A 24,757-nucleotide genomic window follows, 5' to 3' on the forward strand; every position below is an offset into this window, starting at 1 on the left:
AAATTGAAAGAGACGATGATGACGAGCGCAACTGATAATTTGCAAAAGGACCAATGGAGCGTTGCGGGCCGCACTTTTAACAGCCGCTTAATCGTCGGAACTGGGAAATATAAGGATTTTGAGCAAAATGCGGCGGCGGTCGCCGCATCGGGCGCCCAAATTGTGACCGTGGCCGTGCGCCGCGTTAACGTGTCCGATCCCAAAGCGCCCATGTTAACCGATTATATCGATCCTAAAAAAATCACCTATTTGCCCAATACGGCAGGATGTTTTAACGCCGAAGACGCGATTAGGACATTGCGCTTGGCACGTGAAGCTGGCGGATGGGATTTGGTGAAATTAGAGGTATTGGGCGAGGCAAGGACATTATATCCCAATATGCGCGAAACATTAACCGCGACCGAAACATTGGCAAAGGAAGGTTTCCTGCCCATGGTATATTGTGTTGATGATCCGATTGCCGCCAAACAATTGGAGGATGCGGGCGCGGTGGCGGTCATGCCGCTGGGTGCGCCAATTGGTTCGGGACTTGGCATTCAAAATCAGGTGACAATAAGATTGATTGTCGAGGGGGCATCTGTTCCTGTCCTGGTTGATGCGGGGGTTGGCACGGCCAGCGATGCAGCCGTCGCGATGGAGCTGGGCTGTGACGGGGTGTTGATGAACACCGCCATTGCAGAGGCAAAAGACCCGATAATGATGGCCCGCGCCATGAAATTATCCGTCGAATCGGGGCGGCTCGCCTATCTTTCAGGGCGTATGGGACGGCGCAAATATGCCGATCCGTCCAGCCCCTTGGCTGGCCTGATATAGTTTCACCATCAACTTTATAGCCGTTCATCGGCACATTTTTACATTTCATCATGTTGTTTGTCGAAGCAGCGATGATGATGTGCCGATTGTCGAAACCCGCTGTTAAAATGGGGCAATTTTGCGCATTTTATAAATGCAGGCGGGTGACAACCAAGTTCCCTACTTCTTAACATCGCCCGTCTGCTTCTTCTCCCAAAGGCATGATGCCTTGATTAAAAAAGGAAATGCAGATGAAAAAAATTGGATCAAAATTAAGCGCTTTGGCAATTATCGGATGTGGCGGAACGTCTCTTGCTCTCTCGCCCGTTTATGCGCAGCAAGACAGCATGTCAGCGGTCAATATTTCCTATGCCGATTTGGATTTGACCAGCAAAGCGGGCCAAGAAGCAATGGATAATAGAATTTATGCCGCGTCTAAGAAAGTTTGTGGTTTGTCCGGCGCAAATGGCAAAGAAAGCCTGAAAATACAAAGCGCGCGCCGCGATTGTCAGCAAATTGCCTATAAACAGGCAAAGGTGAAGGTGACCATTGCCATTGCACAAATGAAAAATAATCAGGACGAGAAAGACCAATTTGCGTCAAATAAAGCCGTGATAGTCGGCAATTAATTACCATAAATCATGGATAATATATGGGCGGTTTTCACCGCCCTTTTTTTTCGCAAAAAATATAGATTATTTACCGGCAAGTTTTTTCACATCGGCCAGATATTTACGGCCAATGCGAATTGATTCATCATTATTTAATAACGCAAACCACACCCCGCCGCCCTCATGGCGCAGGCCGCGAATATTATCAGTGCGTATAATATGGCTGCGGTGAATACGTTGAAATGCCGCTGGATTAAGCCTTTCTTCCAAAGAGCTGATGGTTTGATGCAATAAATAGCTGCGTTCACCGGTGAACAGGCGCATATAATCGCGCTCCGCCTCAATCCGCCTAATATCATCGGCGGCCACGCGAATTAACTCGCTGCGGTGGGAAACCCAAAATTCCTGTGTATATTTGTCATTTGACGGGGATGGGCTATCATTATCCTCTCCGATACTTTCGGCGGCGCGGCTAATTGCGCGGCCCAATCTTTCGGGGGCAACGGGTTTTAACACATAATCGACCACGTCAAGATCAAATGCTTCTAATGCAAAATTATCAAAAGCAGTGATAAAGATGATTTTGGGCTTTTTAGGCAACATGGCTATGCTGCGCGCGGCCTCTATCCCCGTCATGCGCGGCATGGCTATATCCATTAAAATTAAATCGGGCTCTAACGCCTTAATTTTTTCCAATGCTTCTTCGCCATCATTGGCGGTGCCGACAATTTCCAATTCCTTTATATCGCGGCATAATAATTCCAATCGCTCCACGGCCAATGGTTCGTCATCAACAATGATAAGGCGGATAATATCTTTATTTAACAACATTTATTTACCCTTAATTTGGAAGAAGATTATTTTTATATAAGGCGATGGATAATATCACCTGATAGCCGCCATTTTCCATCGGGCCATAGGTCATATTGGCATCAGGGCCAAATCGCACTTCTAAACGGTCGCGTACATTGGCAAGGCCAATGCCATTGCTTTGTCGTTTTTGTTCGTCATTTTGATGGGCGGGCTGTTGCTCTCCATCGTCGCTAATGATGATTTTGGCAAAACCATTATCGGTAAATGCGCGCACCGAAATTGTCACCGGACGGCGTGTGTTTGATACACCATATTTAATGGCATTTTCAATCAATGGCTGCAGGATTAAACCCGGCACGCGCAGATCGATTAAACCATCTTCTATATCAAAATGACATATTAACCGATCGGGATATCTTACCTTTTCAATTGCCAAATATAATTTTTGTAATTCCACTTCCTCGCCCAATGGCACTTCGTCTAGCGGGTCATTGGATAATGAATGGCGATAAAAAGTGGACAGGTTCATAATCATCGCCTCGGCGCTTTGTTTGTCCCCGCGCATGACCAGCGCACTTAATGAATTTAACGTGTTGAACAAAAAATGCGGGTTCACTTGATATCTTAATGACCGCAATTCGCTATCCTTTGCGGCCTGTGCCAAACGGGAAATGCGCCGTTCGGCAAGCCGGACCTCCTTGGAATAGCTTAACGCGATGAACATTAAAGCCCATGATATGATAAAGAAATAGCGACTAATCGCGATTTCTGCGATTTCCTGCCCCTTGGTCACGCCAAATAATTCGCGCGCTTTTTTGGTCAATTCTTGATATTTTTGGGGATCATCAAACAGGCTGACCGGATCGTAAATATTAAACACCCAATAATTAAACACTGCAATCAATATGGCACAGGGAATGGCGCCTATAAATGCCGCCGAAATACGTTCATTTATTGCCTTGCGGTCAAAAAGCCGCAAAAATAAATATAGCATCCATGTCAAAATAATACCCACGGCGGTAACGGTAAAACGGCGCATGGCCAATTCACCTTGTTGCGGAAAATCCATCACCGCAGAGCGCAAAGAGACGATTAACGCATAAAATAACCAAAATCCGATAATGGTCAGCAAGGCCAATTTATTGTCAACCAATGGCCTGTTCGACGTGCGTTTTTCCAATTTGGATAAAATTTTGTTCATAATGGCGACTATAAAAGAAAAATTCTAAAAATATGCATTTTTCACATATGCTGGTCGAACATTTGTCCGGCTTTGTCGAAACATTGAACGAAATTCAGGCATGAGCGGCAAAAAATAATGGTTAACCAAATGCTAATCATATTAAGCGATAAGCATATTTCATCGATATAAAAGGATGGGATATGCAAAAACGTCAGGAAAAAAATACAGGCGGGGTTACATTGATAGAAATAAAGGAATTTGCTTCCTTTGCTGCGGCAACGCAAAGATATATTCGCCGATCCCTTGATGTTGCATTTGAACGTCATGATGCAGTTATTTTATGGTCGCGCGATAGGCAAGAGGCGGCCAGTATCAGCGCTCAAAAAAGCATTTATAAACGATTGCCGGAAATTCGCGCCTTAATTCCCGCCAGTGCATCAATTGAGGAAAGCGAAACTTTTTTAAGCCCGCTTATAACCTTGGCGGCATTTGACCTTGGCCAAAATCGTATCAATAGTTTTTCGGCTTTTCGTTTTTTATATGAACGGTTAATCGGCGCAGAGGCGCGGCCATGGCTGCCTGCAATTTTTTGCGCGGCGGCATCTTTGCCGCATTTGCACCCCGATATGCGAAAAACATTGCTGCAATCGATTAGCGAAGCCGCCGCCACTGCAACCGGTTGGTCACGGCGCGAGCCTAGTTTCTATCCCGAATGGATTGAAAAATCTGGCCCTTGAAAATTATTTCATGCCGGTTTTTGATATCTAAAATACCATATTTCATGGCCCAATCGACGTGCCTTTGCCTCATATCTGGTTTGCGGCCAGCCAGAGGGGCGGTTTTGAAAATCCTGTGGCCCATTATTCAGCCATATAAATTTATCGCGGTTTCTTTGCATTACCATCAATGCATGGCGCACATAAATGGGATGATCGGTGCCAAACCGAAATTCGCCGCCGGCTTTTAATTTTTGATGGATAAGGCCCACTGGTCCGTCATTCATCATCCGCCTTTTCGCGTGACGTGCCTTTGGCCATGGGTCGGGGTGCAATAAATAGGCAAAGGACAGGCTTTCATCCGGCAACCTTTTCAATACTGATAAGGCATCCCCCATATGCAGGCGAATATTGGCCAATGGCCCCATATTGTCATAATTTTCAATTTGCGGCAAAAGCTGCGCCACGCCGTTGATAAATGGTTCACAACCGATAAAACCATGATCCGGTAACATATTGGCGCGATATGCCATATGTTCGCCCCCGCCAAATCCAATTTCAAAATGCAAGGGGCGTTCATCGCCAAATAATATTTTGCTGTTAATGTCGCCTTGTTCTGGCACGCTGATTTGTGGCAGCAGATTATCAAGCAAATATTGCTGACCCTCGCGCAATTTTTTACCCTTTGACCGACCATAAAGACGGTTTAGGGAAAGCGGATCGACCGCAATATCGGCTTCATTTTCATATTTATCAGACATAATTTGTCGAACCATTTTGCGCCAATTTTGGCAAGCAAAATTTACATTTGCATTAACCTTATTTTCGGCATTTGAGTTTAAATCATCATCATGGACAAGTTTCAACTATTCCTCTTTTTGCTATTTTTCAGCTTCGCCGGCGTTTTTGCTGCGCTATATGCATATACGCGGGAGAGATCTGCGTTATTTTTATCGGCGACATTATTATGCGCCGTTTTGGCCGTTTTGCAGGAAACGTCCATTGGTTTAAGGCATATACATTCGCTTGACTTATTTGCCATTGGCGGGCTTTTTTGGTTCTCCAGCGTGGCTATCGCGCTGTCTGCTGCATCCTATGTCAAGGTGAAGCTGGATTTTAAGATGATTGGCATTATCAGCATTGCGGGCGGGTTTTGCGTTTATTTTGCATCAAAGGCTGCCATAGATGCGCCGCGATTATTTTTAATTTTTGAGCTATGCTCCGCTGCGATAATCCTGTCTGGATTACGTACTTTACGTCTGGGAAATCAAACTTTTGTAAACCGTATTTTGCAAAGTTTTTTATGCATGGTCACCTGTATAAATTTGCTGCGCGTGTTGGTGGTTTATATAAATATGTCGCGCATGTCCGATGCACAGGCACATATGCTGCATCATGATTTAATTTATTTTTCCACCGCGTTCATGGCGATATTGGCATCCAATCTTTATTTATTTTTAATGGCGTCGGTAAAAATAAATTTCCAACATCAATTGGCGGTGACCGATCAATTAACATCATTGTTAAACCGCAGGGGCATGTCCGAATTTATTTCTGAACAAGAAAATGAATATGGGGGGGAGATTTGGGAAGGCCGCGCCATATTGGTGATTGATATTGACCATTTTAAAGCGATTAACGATCAATATGGGCATTTTGTAGGCGACCGCATTTTGGCATCCATTGGCCAGATATTGCAAAATGTTTTGCAAATGCATGGCAAGGTGGCGCGGACTGGTGGTGAGGAATTTATGGTGGTGTTGAATAAAAATAGCAGCCCCATTGCCGAACAATTGGCCGAAAATGTGCGGGTTGCCATTGGCATGTTGAAACATGATATGTTGGGCCGAGGGCAAAATGTAACGGTCAGCATCGGCGCGGCCATTGGCCAAGAGGGCGAGGCGATAAAGCGCATTGTGCGCCGCGCGGATTTTATGATGTATCGTGCAAAATCACAGGGCCGCAATAAAGTGATTGTTGATCGGGTGGATTTTTCATTCTCGGTAAAGGGTATGGCGCATCAATCATAACCCAAATCTGCGCAGAGAGTTTTGAAAATGCGCAAAAAATATGCATGAAATAACCCTATATTCCATGCATATCGACACTATAATTATGTTATTGGATTATTTATCCAATGGCTTTTTTCAACTCATCTACCAAGTCCAATTTCTCCCATGGGAAGAAATCGCCCTCTGCCTTGCGGCCAAAATGGCCATAGGCTGCGCTTTTGCGGTAAATAGCTTTGTTCAATTGTAATTTGGTTCGAATTGCCTTGGGCGTTAAACCGCCTAGGGATTCAAGGCTATTTATGGCATTTTCAATCGCCTCATTACTCACTGTGCCGGTGCCATGCGTATCAACATATAATGATAGGGGGTGCGACACCCCAATAGCATAGGCCAATTGTATGGTGCACCTTGTTGCATATCCGGCGGCAACAATATTTTTTGCCAAATAACGGGTGATATAGGCCGCGCTGCGGTCAACCTTTGTGGGGTCTTTGCCGCTAAATGCGCCGCCGCCATGCGGTGCGGCCCCGCCATAGGTATCAACAATGATTTTACGGCCAGTTAAGCCCGCATCGCCATCTGGCCCGCCGATAACGAAGCTGCCCGTTGGGTTGATATGATATTGGGTGTCGTCGGATAATAAATGCGCGGGCAAAATTTGCGCCACGATATTTTTGACATAGGTGTGAAGTTCGGCCTCTTTATCGCCGGCATCATATCCTTCCTTATGCTGGGTGGACACGACAATTGCGGTTGCGGCAATTGGCACACCGTCAACATAGCGCAATGTTACTTGGCTTTTGCTGTCTGGTTCCAAAAATGGCGCAGCCCCGCTATGCCTGTCAGCGGCCATTTGGGCCAAAATCTTATGGCTATAATCCAATGTCGCGGGCATTAAATCGGGGGTTTCATCGGATGCATATCCGAACATTATCCCTTGGTCGCCTGCGCCTTCATCTTTATTTTCTGCGGCATCAACGCCCTGTGCGATATGGGCCGATTGCGGGTGCAGATGGTTGGAAAATTCAAATGTTTCCCAATGAAATCCATCTTGTTCATATCCAATATCACGGACCACTTGGCGCGCGGTTTGTTCAATTTCAGCCTGAATACCGTCTGCCCAATTGCCATATTCATCCATAATATTGTTGCCGCGAATTTCGCCGGCCAACATCACGCGCTGTGTGGTCGTCATGGTTTCACATGCCACCCGCGCTTCGGGATCTTTTGATAAAAACAAATCAACAATAGCATCCGAAATTTGGTCTGAAACCTTGTCAGGATGACCTTCGGATACGCTTTCAGATGTGAATAAATAGGTTGAGGGCATGTTGAATCCGTTGAAAAGATATAAAGAAAAGTTTATGTGCGCTGCACTTAAACCGAATATTTGTTTCTGACAACCCAAAATGAGCCAAGAAATATTATCAATAGGGCAAGAATAAGTGGCACTATATTACCCCATTTGGCGAAAAATGTTTCGGCATTATGCGGGGGCAGGGGCGCGTCAATTCGCCCTGCAACCCCGGGCTTAATATATTTAACTATACGCCCATTGGCCGCGACAATCGCGCTTATCCCCGTGGGGGTGGACCGGATTACGGGCAGCCCCTCCTCAACCGCGCGAAGGCGGGCCTGTGCCAAATGCTGCGGCGGCCCCCATGTGCCAAACCATGCGTCATTTGATGGGTTAAAGATAAAATCAGGGCGGTTTTTTCGGTCAATAACATTGCCGGAAAATATAATTTCATAACATATTTGCACGCCCATTTTGGGGCGGTGAAGACCGTGGCTATCCCTGCCCAAATCCAATGTGCGCGGTCCAGGCCCCTGCCAAAAATCAATCGCGCCGGGGACTAATCGGGTTAACCCCAATGGTTCAAGCAACCACCGAAGCGCCAAATATTCACCATAGGGGACAAGATGGGCCTTATCATATTTCCCCAAAATATCAGCATTTTGGGAAATGGCAAAAATGCTGTTGCGCGCGCCAATCACATCATCCTGCGCGTTAAATTCCAATCGGTCAGAACCGGTAATCAGCACATCATCCTTATTCATCAATTGGGTTAACAGCATGCGGCTTGCCACCGCGCTGTCGCCGGGTTGCCCGCGATAGGCATAATAGGGATAGCCCGATTCCAATTGCCATGGAATGGCCGCCTCTGGCCATAGGATAAGGCGCGGCGGTGCATTTTTGGATGCGGTGGAAAGCGTCGATAATTTTTTATAATTTATCGCCTCGGCGCTGGCTTCATATTTATTGGATTGCGGAATATTGGGTTGCACCACGGTAATATATTGGGCAATTTTGGGCGCAATTTGTAATGATGTGCCGCCAATATAGGTTAAAAATGCAGAGCAAGCGAGCATCGCCATGCTGAAACCGCCGATAATCATGGCATGGTGATATTGCTGCCGCGCCAATATCCATAAAGTGCCGGCGATGAATATCATCAATAATGAAAGGCCATATGTGCCGATAAGCTGCGCTATGCCGCCAATATCAACCAAGATAACGCCCAATGGATTCCATGCAAATCCAGTGAAAATAGTGGCGCGTAGCCATTCAAATATCGTCCAAAAACCGGCAAATATTAAAATGAAAGACAGGGTGGGAATCGAACCCACGGTAAAATATTGTTTTAGCTTTTGTCCCAAAATATAGCTGCCAAGCGATGCAAAAGCGGGAAATAGCGCCAAATAAAGCGCAAGCAAGACCACCGCAATCCAGCCAAGCCAAGCGGGCATTGCTGCTTGAAAAGTAAAGGCGGTGGCAATCCAATTATTGCCAATGGTAAAATGTCCAACGCCAAAAATCCATGCGGCACCAAATGCCTGCCTCGCGGAGACGGCGGCATAAATATGCGCGATTAAATAGGCAAAGGCCATTAAGGTGAACGGCCATAGTCCCCATGGCGCAAATCCCGTGGCGGATATCGCCCCGATAAGTAACAAAAATATATGCGGATGGCGGGCAATAATATGGGTGATTTTTTCCATGGATAAACTCTTGCCCAAATATAGACAAAATAGCAATTGGCCAAAGCGCTGCTTTACGATAAACTGCCTGCTATGATGATATTAAAGACATTTATCGCGGCATTGTCATTATTTCCAATGGCGATGCAATCCAATCAGACAGCTGGCGATGCGGCGCCAATTATATCAAAGCCATTGACCGCGGCGCAACAGGAAAAAATTTATTGCGTGGCAAGCATTGCATTGGTCGCAGCAGAGCAGGATAGAGGCATTGCCAGCGCCTTAAAATATCATGATATGCGCGGCGAAGGCAAAAAATGGATTGGTTTTGCGGGTGAAGAATTGATGCGGGAAACCGGTGAGCCGCGCGAAATTATTGCGCTATATTTTAAGGAAGCGGCCGAGCATCTGCAACGCACAAGCATTGATAACGCCAATGCACAGGCATATTTGGATGGGCAAATGGACAAATGCACCAAATTGATGCGCACGGATTTGGCCCGTGATGCTGAAATACAGGCGCAGATTGAGGCGCAAAATGAAGCTGCGGGCGATGCATTGGCCCATGAAGAGGAAGTTAATCCATGAATATTCGTCCCTTTCATTTGGCCGTGACGGTCGATAATTTGGCCGATGCGCGCGATTTTTATGGACGGATTATGGGATGTGCAGAGGGGCGCAGCAGCGACAAATGGATTGATTTCAACCTATATGGCCATCAATTTGTGGTGCATTTGGATGAAGATAAACAGCGCCATATGGCACATAATCCGGTGGATGGGCATCAAGTGCCCGTGCCGCATTTTGGCGTGGTGCTGACCATGGATGATTGGCAGTTATTGGCCGAAAGTTTAACCAGTTCGGGTATTAAATTTGCGATTGAACCAACCATAAGATTTGCGGGGCAAGCAGGAGAACAGGCCACCATGTTTTTCACCGATCCGGCAGGCAATGCATTGGAGTTTAAGGCATTTGCCCATGATGATATGATTTTTGCGACTTAAAAACATTATTTAAGAAGAAAATATATTATTTCCCCATCACCTGTTCAATTGATGTGACATTTGAGCAAAGGTGGCTTTCTTTGGATGAACCTTTGCCGCCCAACATACCAACAATAATAAATCCGCCAATCACCAAAATTAAAAATGCCGCGCTTAAAATTCCTAAATATTTTTCAATAAAAACCTTAATCGGTGCGCCAAATTTCCAGAATAAAAAGCCAACAAGCATGAATTGCACCGAACGGCTTATCATGCTGGACCATATAAAGGTCCATAAATCCATATGAATAAAGCCAGCGGTTAAGGTGATAAGTTTGAATGGAATGGGCGTTGCACCCTTTATCAAAATCATCTCAGCGCCATATTCGCGCAAATAACAGGCCGCTTGGGGGAAACTTTCCCATAGGCCAAGCGCCTTTAACAACGCTATGCCTATGCTTTCATAGGCAAGATAGCCAATCATATAACCAAATAAACCGCCCAAAACCGACGATAATGTGCAAATCACGCCATAGCGCAATGCCTTATCCGGATTGGATAGGCACATTAAACCCAATAATGGATGGGGTGGAATCGGGAAAAAGCTGCTTTCCATAAAGGAAATCGCAAAAAGCCAGCGTTCTGCATGGGGGTGGGCCGATTTTTCAATCGTCCAATCATAAAGTTTGCGTAACATGAATATGGCCTAGATTATAAATAGGTAAGTGAAAAGCAGAACATCATTATATAAACGACGATTATGTGATTTTTTTAACCCAGCCATAGCTGTCATCGCTATTCCCGCGTTGAATATCGACCAATAATTGGCGCAATTTTACGGTCATTTGGCCGGTGCTGCCATTGCCGATGGTAAATTCGCCGCGTGAAGATTTTACTTTGCCCACTGCGCTAACCACGGCGGCGGTGCCGCATGCAAAACATTCCAATAATTTGCCTGAATTACTGTCATCTTCCCATTGTTGGCGGCTATAACGTTCTTCACGCACGCGCAAACCCTGGTCCTTGGCCAATTGCAAAATGGATTTACGCGTAATGCCGGGTAAAATAGTGCCGGAAAGCGGCGGGGTTAAGATGCTGCCATCATCAAAAATGAAGAACAGGTTCATGCCGCCCAATTCCTCCACCCATTCATGTTCGGCTGCATCAAAAAACACCACCTGATCGCATCCATTTTTGGCTGCCTCTGCCTGTGCGATTAAACTGGCGGCGTAATTTCCGCCGCATTTGGCCGCGCCCGTGCCGCCCTTTGCCGCGCGGCTGTAATTTTCGGACGCCCAAATGGTCACGGCATCCGCGCCTTTTTTGAAATATGCACCAACGGGGGAGGCGATGACGATGAACATATATTCTTTGGCAGGGCGCACGCCAAGGAAAACCTCGCTCGCAAACATGAATGGGCGCAAATATAATGACCCGCCATCGACATTGGGGAACCAGTCCATGTCAATTTTCACCAATTGCTCAATTGCCTCAATAAACAGATTTTCATCAATTTGCGGCATTGCCATACGGTCCGCCGATAAATTAAACCGCGCGGCATTTTCCTGTGGCCGGAACAGGCCGATTGAACCATCGGCCAATCGATATGCCTTCATTCCTTCGAAAATTTCCTGTGCATAATGCAAAACGGCGGTTGCAGGGTCAAGCGACAATGGACCGCGCGCCACAATGCGGGCATCATGCCATCCCTTATCCTGACTATAATTTATCACGGCCATATGATCGGTGAAAATATTACCAAAGCCGGGATCGGCAATTTTGGCCGTGCGTGCTTCGGCTGATGTGGGATTGGTTGATGGTTGGATGTTAAACCCGTCATGTTGATCGCGCACTATTATTTACTCCGGCCAGCTATATTTTTGACGATATAAAATGCAAAAATATATAATTACTTAATTTGAAAATATGTTGCATCATTATTGCTTGCAGATGCATAAATCTAATGGCAAGATACGTCAATATGGTTGACCCATTAAAAATATATCCATCCGGTCCCTTGTCTTCAATTGGCAAAAGCAAATTGGAGGGCGCATCGCGTGGTTCTTCGTCTTCGCAAAATGGACAATTTACCGCATCGCCGCTTTTCCTGCGGGAGGAGGAGGTTCGGCGCGGAGCTGAGCTTTTATTTTTTGGTTATACCCGATTTACCAGTTCAATTGATGAATTATTGGATGTTCAGGGTTTGGGCCGTGCGCACCACCGTACATTATATTTTATTGCCCGCCAGCCCGATATAAATGTGGGGCAATTATTGGCTTATTTGGCGATTACCAAACAATCATTGGGCCGTGTGCTGAACGAGTTAATCGAGAGAAATTTGGTGGAAACACGCCCCGGAGACAAGGACCGCCGTCAAAAATTATTGCGTTTGACCAATGAGGGCGCGGCGATGGAACAAAAATTATTTGAACGGTTAAAGCAAAAAATGTCGCTGGCATATAGCGAGGCGGGGCAAGAGGCGGTAAGTGGTTTTTGGCAAGTTCTCCATGCCTTAATCCCCAATGCGGATAAGGCATTGGTGAATGAGCTGCAAAATATATAATCGCGTAAATTTATTTTTAAGAATGGGCCTGAAAAAATGAGTGAGACAATTGATCGGTTGGAAGAAGTCATCAGGATAAGGCGCAAGGAATCGCCAAAGAAAAGCTATGTCGCCAAATTACGCTCCAAAGGCAGGCAGCAAATTGCCAAAAAACTGGGTGAGGAAGCGGTTGAGGTGGTCATTGCCGCCATGTTGGGAAAGAAAAAACAGGTTATCGCCGAATCCGCCGATATGATGTTCCACCATTTAATGCTGCTCGCTGATATGGGGCTTTCTATACATGATGTTTTTGCCGAATTGGAATCGCGCAAGGGGATGTCGGGATTGGAAGAAAAAGCAAATAGGAAAGATGGTTGAATAATATGGTTGATCCGCACGCGGCCTATGACGAACAAAATATTTTTGCCAAAATTTTACGCGGGGAAATTCCGTGTAATAAGGTTTTTGAAGATGAATTTGCGCTTGCCTTTCATGATATTAACCCGCAATCGCCGCATCATATTTTGGTGATACCAAAGGGCGCATTTGTCAGTTTTGATGATTTTACAGCACATGCATCCGATGCTGAAATTGCGGGATTTATTCGCGCAGTGGGCATGGTGGCGCGTGATGCCGGAGTGGTCGATAGCGGTTATCGTCTATTGGCCAATATTGGTAAAGATGCCCATCAAGAAGTGCCGCATTTACATGTTCATATTTTGGCGGGGCGCCCACTTGGCCCGATGTTGGCGCGATAAAATTTTTGTCTTTCGCTGGAAAATACACAAAATGCGGCAAAAAGAGACATAATATAGTTGCGCAGGATTATTTTCTGACTAGGTTTAGAGGCACGAAGACCCATTGGCATCGACCAATTGGGATTTAAGGGGAGTTTTTATGATATTTGGACGGGTAAAGCCGATTGACGATATTCTCGCGACGGCAAAGAAAAAGGCATTGCCGCGCACATTGGGTGCGCTGCAATTAACTTTATTTGGTGTGGGCTGTGTTATCGGGACGGGTATTTTCGTTCTGACATCTGCCGGCGCACAAAAGGCAGGCCCTGGCCTGATGCTGGCATTTGCAATTGCCGGTTTAATCTGCATTGTGGCGGCGCTTTGCTATGCTGAAATTGCATCAATGCTGCCGGTGGCGGGTTCGGCCTATACCTATACCTATTCAGTAATGGGTGAAATTTTGGCATGGACGGTCGGTTGGGCCTTGGTGCTTGAATATGCGGTGGCGGCGTCTGCGGTTGCCGTGGGCTGGTCGGGATATTTCTCCGGAACGATATTACAGGAAACCTTTGGGGTGCAATTGCCTGCATTTTTGGCGGGCGGCCCATTGGTCCTTGGCGGGATAGAGGGCGGTTTAATTAACCTTCCTGCTGTTGTCATCGCATTATTGGTGACATGGTTGTTGATGATTGGCACCAGTGAATCGGCAAAGGTAAATGCCATTTTGGTGGCGATTAAGGTTACTGCATTAACTACCTTTATCATCCTTACTTTGCCAAAATCGGAAATGGCCAATTTCAACCCATTTTTGCCTGCTGGCGTATTTGGCGGTTTGGGTTCGGGCATTGGCGCGGTTGGCGCGGCGGCGACAATTTTCTTCGCCTATGTTGGTTTTGACGCGGTTTCCACAGCAGCGGAAGAAACCAAAAACCCGCAACGCAATGTGCCCATTGGCTTAATTGGTTCATTGTTAATTTGCACCATTTTCTATATTTTGGTCGCGGCAGGTGCAGTGGGCACAATTGGCGGCCAACCAATTATGGGGCCAAATGGCATTCCTTTCCCCGCTGGTTCAGAAGAATTGGCACGTCAATGTGCAATGGCGGAACATTCGGCTAAATTGGTTTGTTCAAATGAGGCATTGGCCCATGTGCTGCGTGAAATTGGTTTTGGCACTATTGGCAACATGCTTGGCTATGCGGCATTTATTGCATTGCCTTCGGTAATTTTGATTTTACTATTCGGTCAAACGCGTATCTTCTTTGTGATGGCGCGTGATGGATTGCTGCCGGAATCATTGTCAAAAATTCACCCAAAATGGGGCACGCCCTATGTGGTGACCGCGATTACTGGCGCAGTGGTTGCATTTGCAGCGGCATTTTTGCCCGTGGGTCAATTGGCCGATATCGCCAATGCAGGCACGCTTTATGCCTTTATGATGGTGGCCATTGCGGTGATGTTGCTTCGTAAGCGTGATCCAAATCGCGAACGGTCGTTTAAAACACCGATGCTGTGGTTTGTTGGTCCTGCAACCATTATTGGCTGTGTGTTCCTATTCCTAAATCTACCATTTGAGGCGATGATTGTGCTTCCTGCATGGGCGGCCATTGGTATGGTGATTTATTTCCTATATGGATATAGCCGCAGCCATGTGGGCAAGGGCATAGTTGAGGTGCATAGCCTTGACGATGATGCACCACATCGCCCCGTTGATGGCGGACCGGTTGTATAAAAGATTAAAAACTTAATGGAGAAGGGGGCGATATGCCCCCTTTTTTATCGCAATAATTTTTTGGAGGAATAATATGATAATTTTTGGTGCACCATTGTCGCCCTTTGTTCGCAAGGTGATGATTTATTGCGTAGAACGCAAAATTGATTTTGAACTGCGCCCCGTTAACCTTGGTTCACAAGATCCAGAATTTCTTGCCGCATCGCCGCTGCGTAAAATGCCCGCCATACAGGATGGTGATTATTGCTTGGCCGATTCCTCTGCCATTGTGCATTATTTGGAAGGCAAATATGGCGCGGCCTTAATCCCCAATGATGCACAGTTGCGGGGCAAGGCAATTTGGTTTGACGAGGTGGCAGATACGGTCTTTGCCGCTACATTGGGTAAAATATTCTTTAACCGTGTGGTTGCGCCGAAATTTATGGGCAGGGAAGGCGATATGGCCGCCGCCGATGATGCAGAAAAAAATGACCTGCCGCCCTTATTGGCATGGGCGGAAAGCGAAGTCCCAGATGAGGGTTATTTGCTGGGCAAAGATTTCACCTTAGCTGATATTTCGTTGGCGGGCGTGTTTATCAATCTGTCGCATGGCGGGGTAGAGCTGGACGCAGCGACATATCCAAAAATTACCTCATGGTTGAAGCGGGTTTTGGCGCGTGACAGCTTCGCCGCGCAAGTTGCGCGTGAAAAAAAGATGTTAAGCCGTTAAATTTTTTGATGTGCGAAATCTAAATTATGTGAAGGAAAGGGCCGCGATATTGCGGCCTTTTTCATGCGGCTTTATCATGATGGGCAGGTTGAATTCCGCCCTATCCAACTGTTCGGCCGCCGCCTTTGCCTGCGCCTTGTCAATAATCGCGCAAACACGCGCGCCATCATCGGTGCGGGCAATGATAGTGACGGCCATTCCATCCCCCTTTGGCTGGGCGGTATAGCTTTCAATAATGGCCGGCCCATCATGGCTATCTAATAATTGGATATTGCCTTCCTCATCGTCAATTTTTTGCCATTTATCGCCATCCTGCCAATTTGCCGGATAGGTGGAATATATCCCCACCGAATATTTGCTGGCAAAGCCGCCATTTGCCCCGACAAGCGCATATTTACCCATATTGGTACGGCAATATTGAACCGCCTCGGCAATGGCGTGCATGCTATAATTATTGCCCGGCCCACCAAAATAGGGCAGCCCGCCGGTCAGGGTAAGGCCGCGCGGGTCGTCTTTGGACAGGCCAAGCGCCTCTGCCGCGCAAAATACTGGGAAGGGAAAGCAGCTATATAGGTCAAATGCGTCGATTTGCTGTGCTTCTATACCCGCAATGTTCAATGCTTTAAGTATAGCATGGCGGCTTTGCGGCATATCGGACAGATCAGGACGGGTTAGGCAGCTTGCCTCCTTTGCATCGGTGGAGGCGTGGATGAAAATCATTTTATGCGGCGGCACGCCCATTTCCACCGCCTTAGCATAGCTGCTGATGATAATCGCCGCGCCCAAATTCACCTGGTCCCGCGCCACCATCATGCGGGGATAGGGTGATGCGACAAGGCGGTTACGCGCGTCAATTTGCGCCAGCTGCTGTGCGCTTCGTTCTTCGCGCATTACGGCATAGGGATTGGAGGCGGCAATTTTGGTAAAGGGGGCAAATAATGCGGCCATATCTGCGCGATAATCATCGGCGTTCATGCCCAATTTGGCCCTTCGTGCATTTTCAAATATGGCATAGGCCGGGATAGGCGACATAATGCCATGCGGTAACATGGTGGCATCGAACAGACCCGACATGCCATAGCCTCTATCGTCCAATTGCCCGCCAATATCTTCGCCCCAATTTGGGCTTTCGCCCTTTTTCATCAGGTCCAACATGGTGGAAATCGCCTCTGATCCCACAATGGCGCCACATTCTATTTCCCCTGTGGAAATATTGGTGGCAATTTCACCCACCATTTTTTGCGGACCTTGGCCGCCGACAACCTCCAATATCGCATGTTCGGGGGTTGCGCCGATTATTTTGGCAATGGAACGCGGCACATTATTGGATGTGCCAAAGGGGGCCTTTGCCACGGGCGTTGAAATCTCAAATTGCCTGATGGCGGTGATAAGGTTGATGTGCTGCGCCACATTTTGCGCCGCCCCGCAATCATTAATGGCCAATTTCATCGCCTCACCCGCCAATTGAACGGGGGATAAGGCGCGATAATTTGAACCATTTATATTATCATTATATTGCCCTACACCAATAATGACGGGGGTATTTGGGGCTATATATGACATATTTTATCCTATCATTTTGGAGGCATTTATTTTAATTTAACTATATGATTAAACTTTATTTATATGGGGTCAAGGCTGTTATTATGCATAAAAATCACATCATAATGTGAGAAATAACTTGAAATCACATTATAAAAAGATATTTTATAGCAATGAGTCAAAATCTAATCGAAAAAGTCGTTGCTCTTGTTGAGAGCGGAGAAATAAGCCGAGCGGGCCTTGCCCGCGCCGTGGGCCTGCATGTAAACAGCCTGCGCCATATTGGTTCGGATGAGTGGAATCCCACCGCCGATACTTTGGCGCGGCTGGAAAAATATTTGGCGCGTGATGGCAAATCGGTCATGGCTACGCCCGAAGAAATCATCAATTTGGCACGCAATGGCCGCATGTTTATTTTGGTTGATGATGAGGACCGCGAAAATGAGGGGGATTTGGTTATCCCCGCGCAAATGGCCACTCCTGAGGCAATTAATTTTATGGCCAAATATGGCCGTGGGTTAATTTGCCTGTCCATGACAAAACAACGTGTGGGGCAGCTTGGCCTTGATTTGATGAGCCGCAAAAATGAAACCCGCCATGAAACCGCCTTTACCGTGTCGATTGAGGCACGCGAAGGCGTGACCACCGGCATATCGGCGGCGGACCGAGCGCGCACCATTACTGTGGCGATTGACCCGGCAAAGGGCGCGGATGATATTGTCACACCGGGCCATGTTTTCCCCCTTGTCGCGCGGGAGGGCGGGGTTCTTGTCCGTGCCGGCCATACTGAGGCGGCGGTTGATATTTCACGCCTTGCCGGATTAAACCCATCGGGCGTTATATGTGAAATTATGAACGAAGATGGCACAATGGCGCGGCTTGATGATTTGGTCGAATTTGCCCATTTGCACAGTTTGAAAATTGGTACGATACGTGACCTTATCGCCTATCGCCGCCAATATGATCATTTGGTTGAAAAACGCGCAGAGGCCAGCTTTACCAGTAAATGGGGCGGTGAATGGCGCGTCTTTACTTTTTATAATAAGGCAACACAAAGCGAACAAATCGCCTTGCAAAAGGGGCATGTAAACCCCGATAAACCGACTTTGGTTCGGATGCATGCTTTGTCACCTTTTGCCGATATATTTGGCGAAACGGGGGATCGCGGGTCAATATTGTCGCGTTCCATGGAAATTATTGGGAAAGAAGGTTCGGGCATTATTGTTGTGATTAACCGTCCCTTGCCCGATGGCTTTACCCGCGTGGTAAAGGCGCAGGCGGGTGAGAAACAAGATGATGATATGGGCGAGCTTCGCGATTATGGCGTGGGCGCACAAATTCTTGCCGAAATGGGCGTTCATGATATGGAATTGTTAAGCAATAGCAGCCACAGCCTTGTCGGGCTTGCCGGATATGGATTGTCAATTGTGGGTGAACGGCCCATTGATTTACCGTAAATTTATTTGAAATAGGAAAAAAATATGGCCAAATTTTTAATCGTAGAGGCGCGTTTTTACGACCATTTGAACGATTTGATGATAAAGGGCGTGACCGCAGAGTTAAAGCGCAGCGGCCATGAATTTGAGGTGTTAACTGTGCCCGGCGCATTGGAAATTCCCGGTGCAATTTCGCTGGCCGTGGAAAGCGGCGAATTTGATGGCTATGTCGCCGTCGGCGTTGTTATTCGCGGTGAAACCTATCATTTTGAAATTGTGGCGGGCGAAAGCGCGCGCGGTATCATGGCGCTTACCATGGACGGTGTAGCAATCGGCAATGGTATTTTAACGGTGGAAAATGAGGCACAGGCCCTGACCCGCGCAAAGCCGGATGAAAAGGATAAGGGCGGTGAGGCGGCCAAGGCTGCCATTGCGCTTTATGAATTGGGGCAACGTTTCGCCGCATAAAATTATTGCATAATATTTATTTAAGGGCATAATATAAGGTGATGAAATATCAGCTTATATTAGGAGGCTTTATTAAATATATATTATATTTACAGGCGGCGGCTTTTTTAGTTGCCGCTGCTTATCCTGCTTCGGCTGCTATCTCACAAAATGAAAATAATGCTGAAACCATCCAAATTCCTTTGGATGGGCAAGGCATTAGCGAAAAGCCAATAGATTTAATCTATAAATATTCACATAATGGTGATTATGATGCCGCCTTTGCATTGGCCAAGAAGCAGACCGAAAGCGGCGATATAGAAGCAGAAGTATATCTTGCTTGGTCATATGATAATGGCAAAGGTACTGAAATCAACTTAGAATTGGCGCGGTTCCATTATAAAAATGCAGCCATAGGAGGCAATGTTTATGCCCAATGGTGCTATGGGGTTATGTTGGATAGCGGATTAGGTGGGGCGGAAGATCCCGTTGAGGCGTTTAAATGGATTGAAAAATCATTTGAGGCAGGATCAATTGATGCCACTGTAAGCATGGGCGCTATGTATGGAAATGGGCGCGGCGTAAGGCAGGATTATGCCAAAGCACGAGAATATTATGAGATTGCCGCATCCAAAGCTAGTAATGAGGCATTTACGAATATTGGAAGGATTTATTTTCATGGACAGGGCACTCAAATAGATCAACTTTTAGGGCTCGCTTATTTTTGCATAGGCGGCGAGTTGGGAAGTAAAAATGGCCATAATCTTTGTGATGAATTAAGGCCAGATTTAACAGATGAACAAATAGCATTACTTGTCGATGAAATGAATAATATTATTGTAAAATATAATCTATCATTCGGCACTGAATCCTGAAAAATCTTCATCCTAATTATTTTAAGGTGCGGCCGCGATTTTCCAGCTTGCCGAAATAATGCCCGCTTGAGCAGAGGAAGTGGGGCGTGTTTCATAAGCAATAGCTGCATCATTTAATGCTGCACGCACTCTGGCCAAATCCGCTTCACGTCCAGAAATAATCAGCGGCATGTTCAATCTTTTTGCGGCCCAAATCCATAAAGCAGGCACGGCTTGGCTTTGTTTGAGTTGCTGTGCTGTGCCTTGCTGCGTTGCACCCTGTTGCGCGGCGGGCAATTGTGCTTGTTCAATATTGGGCAAATTATAATTGGGCAATGCCGATAATGGCGGCAATATATGGGCAGTCCAATCTGATTTTGTCTGGTTGATCCGGTTTTCCATGACAAAATAAACCTCTATTCCCGCACCGGAAATTGGTTTTGCCTGTGCCAATAGCAATTTTTTCTGTTCATCAATGATGATTTGATTGGCCGCAATATTGGAAATTAACGATAATTGGCTTAATTTTTGGTCCAATGCCGCCTGATCTTGCGCTCTTTTTTGATTATTTGCTGCGGCAAGCTGTGCTGCCTCGGCCGCGCTGCTTTCCGTGCCAACATGAAATTGGTCCAAATCCAACGCCACCGGTCTATCCAAATATTCTTGCAGGGCATTTAATGCCCGTTGTTCCGCCTCAACATCCAAGGATGATGTAAAAACAGTGCCGCGAATTAAAACCTGCTCGCTATCAAATTCGACCTCCATTTGGGAAAGACGGGCATCCTCGCCAAATTCTGCGCGGATTAACTTTTGCGCCTCTCTGGTGGCCGATGCCTCCCACGCAACCTGTTGCAGGGTAAGGCCAAGCGGCAGGGCAAAGATAAAAAAGCTGATGATGATGCCAATGGTTTGTGCACGGGTTTGGCGGGGCGAGAGCGATGAACGGAAATCATAAATGCGCGCCATGACCGCAGCGGTCAGGGCAATGGTGGCAAAGTTAGTGATGAACAATAATAATGCACCCCAAAATACCGTCCAATTTAATGTGGCAAGGCCAAAGCCAACCACGGCCAATGGCGGCATTAACGCGGTGGCAATGGCCACGCCGACAATGGTGCCCTCGCGCCCTTTTATCATGGCATAGGCACCGGCAGCGGCGGAGAATAAGGCAACGCCGAAATCCAATAAATTTGGCCGTGTCCGCGCCGCAATTTCCGATGTCACGGTTTGCAATGGCGATATGAAAACGATGAAGGCGCAAAATAAAATCGACACAATGGTGCCAATGGCCAATGTCGCCCCGGCGCGTTTCATCCAATCACTATCACCAATGGACAGCGCAAATCCAACACCCAAAATCGGCCCCATTAACGGGGATAAAAGCATGGCGCCAATAACCACCGCTGGCGAAGATAGCAATAATCCCAAAATTGCAATGCCCGCCGACATGCATGTCATGAAAATATATCGCGGCGAATAAATGGATTCGTCCTTAATTTTTGCAATGACGCTGGATTGGTCCACCTCTCGTTCTGCTTTATCCCACCATAGGGTGAATTGGCGCTGTTTCGCCTTGGCACGTAAGATTAAGCTTTGCATTATTTGAGAGATGGATTTTTTGTCGGTTATTTGGGTCATGATATTTTCTTATTTATGTTGATTTGGCGCAAAAATTTGATGTTCGATATTATTATTCATGTGAACATATCCCTCCCTATTGCGGCAATTATCTTATCGCCTTTATGCCACTTCGCCAAATAAAAAAGCGGGCGACAATGGCCCGCTTCCTTATGAATATTATAGGTAAAAAGGCTTAGCTAGCCAATTTACGCAGCACATAATGCAAAATGCCGCCATTTAAGAAATATTCCATTTCATTGGCGGTATCAATGCGCGAAACGGCATTAAATACAATCTTTGTGCCATCGGCTCTGGTCATTTCAACCTCAACCAATTGGCGCGGTTTCAATGTTGAAACGCCCTTAATGCTAAAGCTTTCATCGCCGGTAATGTTCAAAGTTGCACGTGTTGTGCCTTCTTCAAACTGTAAAGGCAACACGCCCATGCCGACCAAATTTGAACGGTGAATACGTTCAAAGCTTTCCACGATAACCGCCTTAACGCCCAATAAATTGGTGCCCTTTGCGGCCCAGTCACGTGAAGAACCTGTGCCATATTCCTTGCCCGCAACAACGATTAAGCCATTGCCATCTGCTTTATGACGCATGGCGGCATCATAAATGGACATGACCTCGCCATTATAACGGGTCATGCCGCCTTCAACACCGGCGACCATTTCATTTTTAATGCGAATATTGGCAAATGTGCCGCGCATCATCACTTCATGATTGCCGCGACGGCTGCCATAGCTGTTAAAATCAGCCTTGGCGACCTGATGATCGCGCAAATATTCACCCGCAGGCGAATCTTCCTTAATCGAACCGGCAGGCGAAATATGATCGGTGGTGATGCTGTCGCCCAATACGGCCAAAAGTTTTGCATCCACAATATCACCAACAGGGGCAGGGGTCATTTCCATGCCATCAAAATAGGGAGGATTTTGCACATAGGTTGAACCTGATTGCCAGCTATATGTATCGCCGCCGGTAATGCTAATCGCTTTCCAACGATCGCCGCCATCATAAACATTGGCATAGCGTGCGGCGAACATTTCACGGTTAACCGCGCCGGCCATTGCGTTGGCAACTTCGGCATTGCTGGGCCAAATATCTTTTAAGAATACGGGGCCATTTGTGCCTTCGCCAATGGGGGTTGCGTAAATATCTTCACGAACTGTTCCCTTAATCGCATAGGCAACAACCAATGGAGGTGAAGCAAGGTAATTTGCGCGCACATCTGGGCTGACGCGGCCTTCAAAGTTACGATTGCCCGACAATACGGATGCCGCAACCAAATCATTATCGTTAATCGCCTTTGAAATGGCGGGTAATAATGGGCCGCTATTGCCGATACAGGTGGTGCAGCCATAACCGACAAGGTTAAAGCCCATGGCGTCCAAATCATCCTGAAGGCCAGCTTCAATCAAATAATCGGTCACAACTTGGCTTCCCGGGGCAAGCGAGCTTTTCACCCATGGTTTACGCGATAGGCCAAGGGCGCGTGCTTTTTGCGCGACCAAGCCAGCGGCGATTAAAACCGATGGGTTGGATGTGTTGGTGCAGCTGGTAATGGCGGCAATGGTGACATCGCCGTCGCCAATGTCATAATCCTGTCCCTCGACGGCGACACGTGCGCCTTCGGCTGGGCGGCCAAAAACCTTGGTCATGTCGCCATTAAAGCTGTCATCCAATTCGGATAATTTTACGCGGTCTTGTGGACGTTTTGGACCGGCAAGCGATGGAACAACGCCTGACATGTCCAATTCCAATGTGCGGGTGAAAATGGGCTCTACATTATCGTCAAGCCAGAAACCCTGTGCCTTTGCATATGCCTCTGCAACGTCAATATCCTGCTGATCACGGCCTGTCAGGCGCATATATTCAAGCGTTTTATCATCAATGCCAAAAAATCCGCAGGTCGCGCCATATTCGGGCGCCATATTGGCAATGGTTGCGCGATCGGCAAGTGACAAAGCAGAAACGCCAGGGCCATAAAATTCAACAAAGCGGCCCACAACGCCCACTTCACGAAGCATTTGAACACAGGTCAAAACCAAATCGGTCGCGGTAATACCCTCTGCCAATTCACCAGTTAGTTTGAATCCAACCACTTCGGGGATAAGCATGGAAACAGGTTGGCCAAGCATGGCGGCCTCTGCCTCAATCCCGCCAACGCCCCAGCCAAGAACGCCAAGGCCGTTAATCATGGTGGTGTGGCTGTCCGTGCCGACGCAGGTATCGGGATAGGCAATCATTGCGCCATCAGGGCCTTTAGAGGTCCATACAGCCTTTGCAATATGTTCCAAATTAACCTGATGGCAAATACCCGTGCCGGGAGGAACAACCTTAAAATTATCAAATGCCTTGCTGCCCCATTTTAGGAATTCATAACGTTCTTTGTTACGGTCATATTCCAATGCCACATTGTCTTCAAATGCTTGCGCAGTGCCAAATTCATCGACCATCACACTATGGTCAATCACCAAATGCACGGGCACTTGTGGGTTGATTTTTTCCGCATCGCCGCCCAATTTTTTAATGCCATCGCGCATGGCGGCCAAATCCACCACGGCAGGAACACCGGTGAAATCCTGCATCAAAACACGCGCAGGGCGATATTGAATTTCATGGCTGGATTTTTGTTCTTTTTGCCAATCAACCACCGCCTGAGCATCGGCAACAGCAACGGTAAAACCGCCATCTTCAAAACGCAGCATATTTTCCAACAAAATTTTCAACGTCATGGGCAGACGTGAAATATCACCCAATTTTTCGGATGCTTTTTTCAATGAAAAAATGTGAAGTTCGGTGCCATTCACGTTTAACGTGTCGCGGCTGTTTAAGCTATCATTGCCAAGTGCGGTCATCTGTGTTCCATTCTACATATACTGGCCGATTGGGGAATGGCGAACGCAGCAATTACCTATGTTTCAAGCTGGATCGTCAATCGGAGGTTTGTTTAATCTTACAGTCACGCCCTTAAACCATGTTGAACTATTTGCAAAGCCCACAAGGGGGGTGTTCATCATTAAATGTGCAAAAAAGCT

The 24,757-nt window shown here is 47.0% G+C and carries 24 protein-coding genes; 14 read left to right on the forward strand and 10 right to left on the reverse strand.

The features are described from left to right. The first annotated feature begins 18 nt into the window (after nucleotides 1–18). Together LPB140_RS04430 and LPB140_RS04435 are read left to right on the forward strand one after the other, a co-directional pair. A complete protein-coding gene (locus LPB140_RS04430; RefSeq protein WP_072560337.1) occupies nucleotides 19–813 on the forward strand; it encodes a thiazole synthase in 795 nt (264 codons plus the stop codon). A gap of 230 nt (nucleotides 814–1,043) precedes the next feature. Then, nucleotides 1,044–1,421, forward strand: a complete 378-nt coding sequence (locus tag LPB140_RS04435; protein ID WP_072558825.1) for a UrcA family protein — start codon at nucleotides 1,044–1,046, stop codon at nucleotides 1,419–1,421. A gap of 66 nt (nucleotides 1,422–1,487) precedes the next feature. On the opposite strand, the gene LPB140_RS04440 is transcribed toward LPB140_RS04435, so the two are convergent. Next, nucleotides 1,488–2,234 carry a LytR/AlgR family response regulator transcription factor gene (locus tag LPB140_RS04440; protein ID WP_072558826.1) on the reverse strand — a complete coding sequence of 249 codons (747 nt, stop codon included), beginning with the start codon at nucleotides 2,232–2,234 and terminating at the stop codon, nucleotides 1,488–1,490. Between the two features lie 10 nt (nucleotides 2,235–2,244). Continuing rightward, a complete protein-coding gene (locus tag LPB140_RS04445) occupies nucleotides 2,245–3,417 on the reverse strand; it encodes a sensor histidine kinase (protein ID WP_083550004.1) in 1,173 nt (390 codons plus the stop codon). A gap of 182 nt (nucleotides 3,418–3,599) precedes the next feature. Here LPB140_RS04445 and LPB140_RS04450 point away from each other — a divergent pair, with 182 nt between their 5' ends. Continuing rightward, entirely contained in the window at nucleotides 3,600–4,136 is a 537-nt protein-coding gene (locus LPB140_RS04450) for a hypothetical protein (RefSeq protein WP_072558827.1), read from the forward strand. Nucleotides 4,137–4,144: 8 nt separating this feature from the next. On the opposite strand, the gene trmB is transcribed toward LPB140_RS04450, so the two are convergent. After that, nucleotides 4,145–4,876, reverse strand: a complete 732-nt coding sequence (gene trmB / locus LPB140_RS04455) for a tRNA (guanine(46)-N(7))-methyltransferase TrmB (protein WP_072560341.1) — start codon at nucleotides 4,874–4,876, stop codon at nucleotides 4,145–4,147. Between the two features lie 90 nt (nucleotides 4,877–4,966). Here trmB and LPB140_RS04460 point away from each other — a divergent pair, with 90 nt between their 5' ends. Continuing rightward, the gene (locus LPB140_RS04460; RefSeq protein WP_083550007.1) at nucleotides 4,967–6,145 is read left to right on the forward strand and encodes a GGDEF domain-containing protein; all 1,179 of its coding nucleotides are present in this window, start codon (nucleotides 4,967–4,969) and stop codon (nucleotides 6,143–6,145) included. Between the two features lie 100 nt (nucleotides 6,146–6,245). Here the strand turns inward: LPB140_RS04460 and metK are convergent, their stop codons facing one another. Continuing rightward, on the reverse strand, nucleotides 6,246–7,457 hold the full coding sequence (gene metK, locus LPB140_RS04465) for a methionine adenosyltransferase (RefSeq protein WP_072558829.1): 1,212 nt from the start codon (nucleotides 7,455–7,457) through the stop codon (nucleotides 6,246–6,248). 47 nt (nucleotides 7,458–7,504) lie between these two features. Then, nucleotides 7,505–9,130 carry an apolipoprotein N-acyltransferase gene (lnt, locus tag LPB140_RS04470; RefSeq protein WP_072558830.1) on the reverse strand — a complete coding sequence of 542 codons (1,626 nt, stop codon included), beginning with the start codon at nucleotides 9,128–9,130 and terminating at the stop codon, nucleotides 7,505–7,507. 72 nt (nucleotides 9,131–9,202) lie between these two features. Here lnt and LPB140_RS04475 point away from each other — a divergent pair, with 72 nt between their 5' ends. Both LPB140_RS04475 and LPB140_RS04480 read left to right on the forward strand, forming a co-directional pair. After that, nucleotides 9,203–9,697 (forward strand): hypothetical protein, encoded by a 495-nt coding sequence (locus tag LPB140_RS04475; protein ID WP_072558831.1) that lies wholly within the window; start codon nucleotides 9,203–9,205, stop codon nucleotides 9,695–9,697. Then, a complete protein-coding gene (locus tag LPB140_RS04480; RefSeq protein ID WP_072558832.1) occupies nucleotides 9,694–10,113 on the forward strand; it encodes a VOC family protein in 420 nt (139 codons plus the stop codon). Before LPB140_RS04475 ends, LPB140_RS04480 begins: the two co-directional genes overlap by 4 nt. 25 nt (nucleotides 10,114–10,138) lie before the next feature. Here the strand turns inward: LPB140_RS04480 and LPB140_RS04485 are convergent, their stop codons facing one another. Next, nucleotides 10,139–10,789 (reverse strand): YqaA family protein, encoded by a 651-nt coding sequence (locus LPB140_RS04485; RefSeq protein ID WP_072558833.1) that lies wholly within the window; start codon nucleotides 10,787–10,789, stop codon nucleotides 10,139–10,141. A gap of 61 nt (nucleotides 10,790–10,850) precedes the next feature. After that, nucleotides 10,851–11,945, reverse strand: a complete 1,095-nt coding sequence (locus LPB140_RS04490; RefSeq protein WP_232223451.1) for a branched-chain amino acid aminotransferase — start codon at nucleotides 11,943–11,945, stop codon at nucleotides 10,851–10,853. Between the two features lie 128 nt (nucleotides 11,946–12,073). Here LPB140_RS04490 and LPB140_RS04495 point away from each other — a divergent pair, with 128 nt between their 5' ends. The 5 genes from LPB140_RS04495 (at nucleotide 12,074) to LPB140_RS04515 (ending at nucleotide 15,812) form a co-directional block, all read left to right on the forward strand. After that, nucleotides 12,074–12,655 (forward strand): MarR family winged helix-turn-helix transcriptional regulator, encoded by a 582-nt coding sequence (locus tag LPB140_RS04495; RefSeq protein ID WP_083550010.1) that lies wholly within the window; start codon nucleotides 12,074–12,076, stop codon nucleotides 12,653–12,655. Nucleotides 12,656–12,691: 36 nt separating this feature from the next. Then, nucleotides 12,692–13,012, forward strand: coding sequence for a phosphoribosyl-ATP diphosphatase (locus LPB140_RS04500; RefSeq protein ID WP_072558835.1), 321 nt, complete (start codon nucleotides 12,692–12,694; stop codon nucleotides 13,010–13,012). A gap of 5 nt (nucleotides 13,013–13,017) precedes the next feature. Continuing rightward, nucleotides 13,018–13,392: a histidine triad nucleotide-binding protein gene (locus LPB140_RS04505; protein ID WP_072560346.1), complete on the forward strand. Its 375-nt coding sequence runs from the start codon at nucleotides 13,018–13,020 to the stop codon at nucleotides 13,390–13,392. A gap of 139 nt (nucleotides 13,393–13,531) precedes the next feature. Beyond that, nucleotides 13,532–15,103, forward strand: coding sequence for an amino acid permease (locus LPB140_RS04510; protein WP_072558836.1), 1,572 nt, complete (start codon nucleotides 13,532–13,534; stop codon nucleotides 15,101–15,103). A 73-nt stretch (nucleotides 15,104–15,176) separates the two neighbouring features. Continuing rightward, nucleotides 15,177–15,812, forward strand: a complete 636-nt coding sequence (locus LPB140_RS04515; RefSeq protein WP_072558837.1) for a glutathione S-transferase family protein — start codon at nucleotides 15,177–15,179, stop codon at nucleotides 15,810–15,812. A 24-nt stretch (nucleotides 15,813–15,836) separates the two neighbouring features. Here LPB140_RS04515 and LPB140_RS04520 read toward each other — a convergent pair whose 3' ends face one another. After that, on the reverse strand, nucleotides 15,837–17,375 hold the full coding sequence (locus LPB140_RS04520; protein WP_072558838.1) for a hypothetical protein: 1,539 nt from the start codon (nucleotides 17,373–17,375) through the stop codon (nucleotides 15,837–15,839). 152 nt (nucleotides 17,376–17,527) lie between these two features. Between LPB140_RS04520 and ribB the strand changes: the two genes are divergently transcribed. The 3 genes from ribB to LPB140_RS04535 are packed head-to-tail and all read left to right on the forward strand — an operon-like array spanning nucleotide 17,528 to nucleotide 20,112. Beyond that, a complete protein-coding gene (gene ribB, locus LPB140_RS04525) occupies nucleotides 17,528–18,811 on the forward strand; it encodes a 3,4-dihydroxy-2-butanone-4-phosphate synthase (RefSeq protein ID WP_072558839.1) in 1,284 nt (427 codons plus the stop codon). A gap of 24 nt (nucleotides 18,812–18,835) precedes the next feature. Next, the gene (gene ribH, locus LPB140_RS04530; RefSeq protein ID WP_072558840.1) at nucleotides 18,836–19,258 is read left to right on the forward strand and encodes a 6,7-dimethyl-8-ribityllumazine synthase; all 423 of its coding nucleotides are present in this window, start codon (nucleotides 18,836–18,838) and stop codon (nucleotides 19,256–19,258) included. A gap of 41 nt (nucleotides 19,259–19,299) precedes the next feature. Beyond that, nucleotides 19,300–20,112 (forward strand): tetratricopeptide repeat protein, encoded by an 813-nt coding sequence (locus LPB140_RS04535; RefSeq protein ID WP_072558841.1) that lies wholly within the window; start codon nucleotides 19,300–19,302, stop codon nucleotides 20,110–20,112. 21 nt (nucleotides 20,113–20,133) lie between these two features. Here LPB140_RS04535 and LPB140_RS04540 read toward each other — a convergent pair whose 3' ends face one another. Together LPB140_RS04540 and acnA are read right to left on the reverse strand one after the other, a co-directional pair. Next, complete coding sequence (locus LPB140_RS04540; RefSeq protein ID WP_232223452.1) at nucleotides 20,134–21,729, reverse strand: DUF389 domain-containing protein; 1,596 nt, start codon at nucleotides 21,727–21,729, stop codon at nucleotides 20,134–20,136. Nucleotides 21,730–21,904: 175 nt separating this feature from the next. Beyond that, nucleotides 21,905–24,577: an aconitate hydratase AcnA gene (gene acnA, locus LPB140_RS04545; protein ID WP_072558842.1), complete on the reverse strand. Its 2,673-nt coding sequence runs from the start codon at nucleotides 24,575–24,577 to the stop codon at nucleotides 21,905–21,907. Nucleotides 24,578–24,757 lie beyond the last annotated feature (180 nt).

Origin of the sequence: Sphingorhabdus lutea, from assembly GCF_001889025.1 — a bacterium.
GTDB lineage: Bacteria > Pseudomonadota > Alphaproteobacteria > Sphingomonadales > Sphingomonadaceae > Sphingorhabdus_B > Sphingorhabdus_B lutea.

What these genes read in the sequence shown, in the direction of transcription:
- LPB140_RS04505 (WP_072560346.1), top strand. Translation starts at nt 13,018, where the DNA reads ATGGTTGATCCGCACGCGGCCTATGACGAACAAAATATTTTTGCCAAA.
- LPB140_RS04480 (WP_072558832.1), top strand. Translation starts at nt 9,694, where the DNA reads ATGAATATTCGTCCCTTTCATTTGGCCGTGACGGTCGATAATTTGGCC.
- LPB140_RS04510 (WP_072558836.1), top strand. Translation starts at nt 13,532, where the DNA reads ATGATATTTGGACGGGTAAAGCCGATTGACGATATTCTCGCGACGGCA.
- metK (WP_072558829.1), bottom strand. Translation starts at nt 7,457, where the DNA reads ATGCCCTCAACCTATTTATTCACATCTGAAAGCGTATCCGAAGGTCAT.
- lnt (WP_072558830.1), bottom strand. Translation starts at nt 9,130, where the DNA reads ATGGAAAAAATCACCCATATTATTGCCCGCCATCCGCATATATTTTTG.
- LPB140_RS04495 (WP_083550010.1), top strand. Translation starts at nt 12,074, where the DNA reads ATGGTTGACCCATTAAAAATATATCCATCCGGTCCCTTGTCTTCAATT.
- LPB140_RS04475 (WP_072558831.1), top strand. Translation starts at nt 9,203, where the DNA reads ATGATGATATTAAAGACATTTATCGCGGCATTGTCATTATTTCCAATG.
- acnA (WP_072558842.1), bottom strand. Translation starts at nt 24,577, where the DNA reads ATGACCGCACTTGGCAATGATAGCTTAAACAGCCGCGACACGTTAAAC.
- LPB140_RS04535 (WP_072558841.1), top strand. Translation starts at nt 19,300, where the DNA reads ATGAAATATCAGCTTATATTAGGAGGCTTTATTAAATATATATTATAT.
- LPB140_RS04500 (WP_072558835.1), top strand. Translation starts at nt 12,692, where the DNA reads ATGAGTGAGACAATTGATCGGTTGGAAGAAGTCATCAGGATAAGGCGC.
- LPB140_RS04520 (WP_072558838.1), bottom strand. Translation starts at nt 17,375, where the DNA reads ATGTCATATATAGCCCCAAATACCCCCGTCATTATTGGTGTAGGGCAA.
- ribH (WP_072558840.1), top strand. Translation starts at nt 18,836, where the DNA reads ATGGCCAAATTTTTAATCGTAGAGGCGCGTTTTTACGACCATTTGAAC.
- LPB140_RS04460 (WP_083550007.1), top strand. Translation starts at nt 4,967, where the DNA reads ATGGACAAGTTTCAACTATTCCTCTTTTTGCTATTTTTCAGCTTCGCC.
- LPB140_RS04540 (WP_232223452.1), bottom strand. Translation starts at nt 21,729, where the DNA reads ATGACCCAAATAACCGACAAAAAATCCATCTCTCAAATAATGCAAAGC.
- LPB140_RS04430 (WP_072560337.1), top strand. Translation starts at nt 19, where the DNA reads ATGACGAGCGCAACTGATAATTTGCAAAAGGACCAATGGAGCGTTGCG.
- ribB (WP_072558839.1), top strand. Translation starts at nt 17,528, where the DNA reads ATGAGTCAAAATCTAATCGAAAAAGTCGTTGCTCTTGTTGAGAGCGGA.
- LPB140_RS04485 (WP_072558833.1), bottom strand. Translation starts at nt 10,789, where the DNA reads ATGTTACGCAAACTTTATGATTGGACGATTGAAAAATCGGCCCACCCC.
- LPB140_RS04445 (WP_083550004.1), bottom strand. Translation starts at nt 3,417, where the DNA reads ATGAACAAAATTTTATCCAAATTGGAAAAACGCACGTCGAACAGGCCA.
- LPB140_RS04515 (WP_072558837.1), top strand. Translation starts at nt 15,177, where the DNA reads ATGATAATTTTTGGTGCACCATTGTCGCCCTTTGTTCGCAAGGTGATG.
- LPB140_RS04435 (WP_072558825.1), top strand. Translation starts at nt 1,044, where the DNA reads ATGAAAAAAATTGGATCAAAATTAAGCGCTTTGGCAATTATCGGATGT.
- LPB140_RS04450 (WP_072558827.1), top strand. Translation starts at nt 3,600, where the DNA reads ATGCAAAAACGTCAGGAAAAAAATACAGGCGGGGTTACATTGATAGAA.
- LPB140_RS04440 (WP_072558826.1), bottom strand. Translation starts at nt 2,234, where the DNA reads ATGTTGTTAAATAAAGATATTATCCGCCTTATCATTGTTGATGACGAA.
- trmB (WP_072560341.1), bottom strand. Translation starts at nt 4,876, where the DNA reads ATGTCTGATAAATATGAAAATGAAGCCGATATTGCGGTCGATCCGCTT.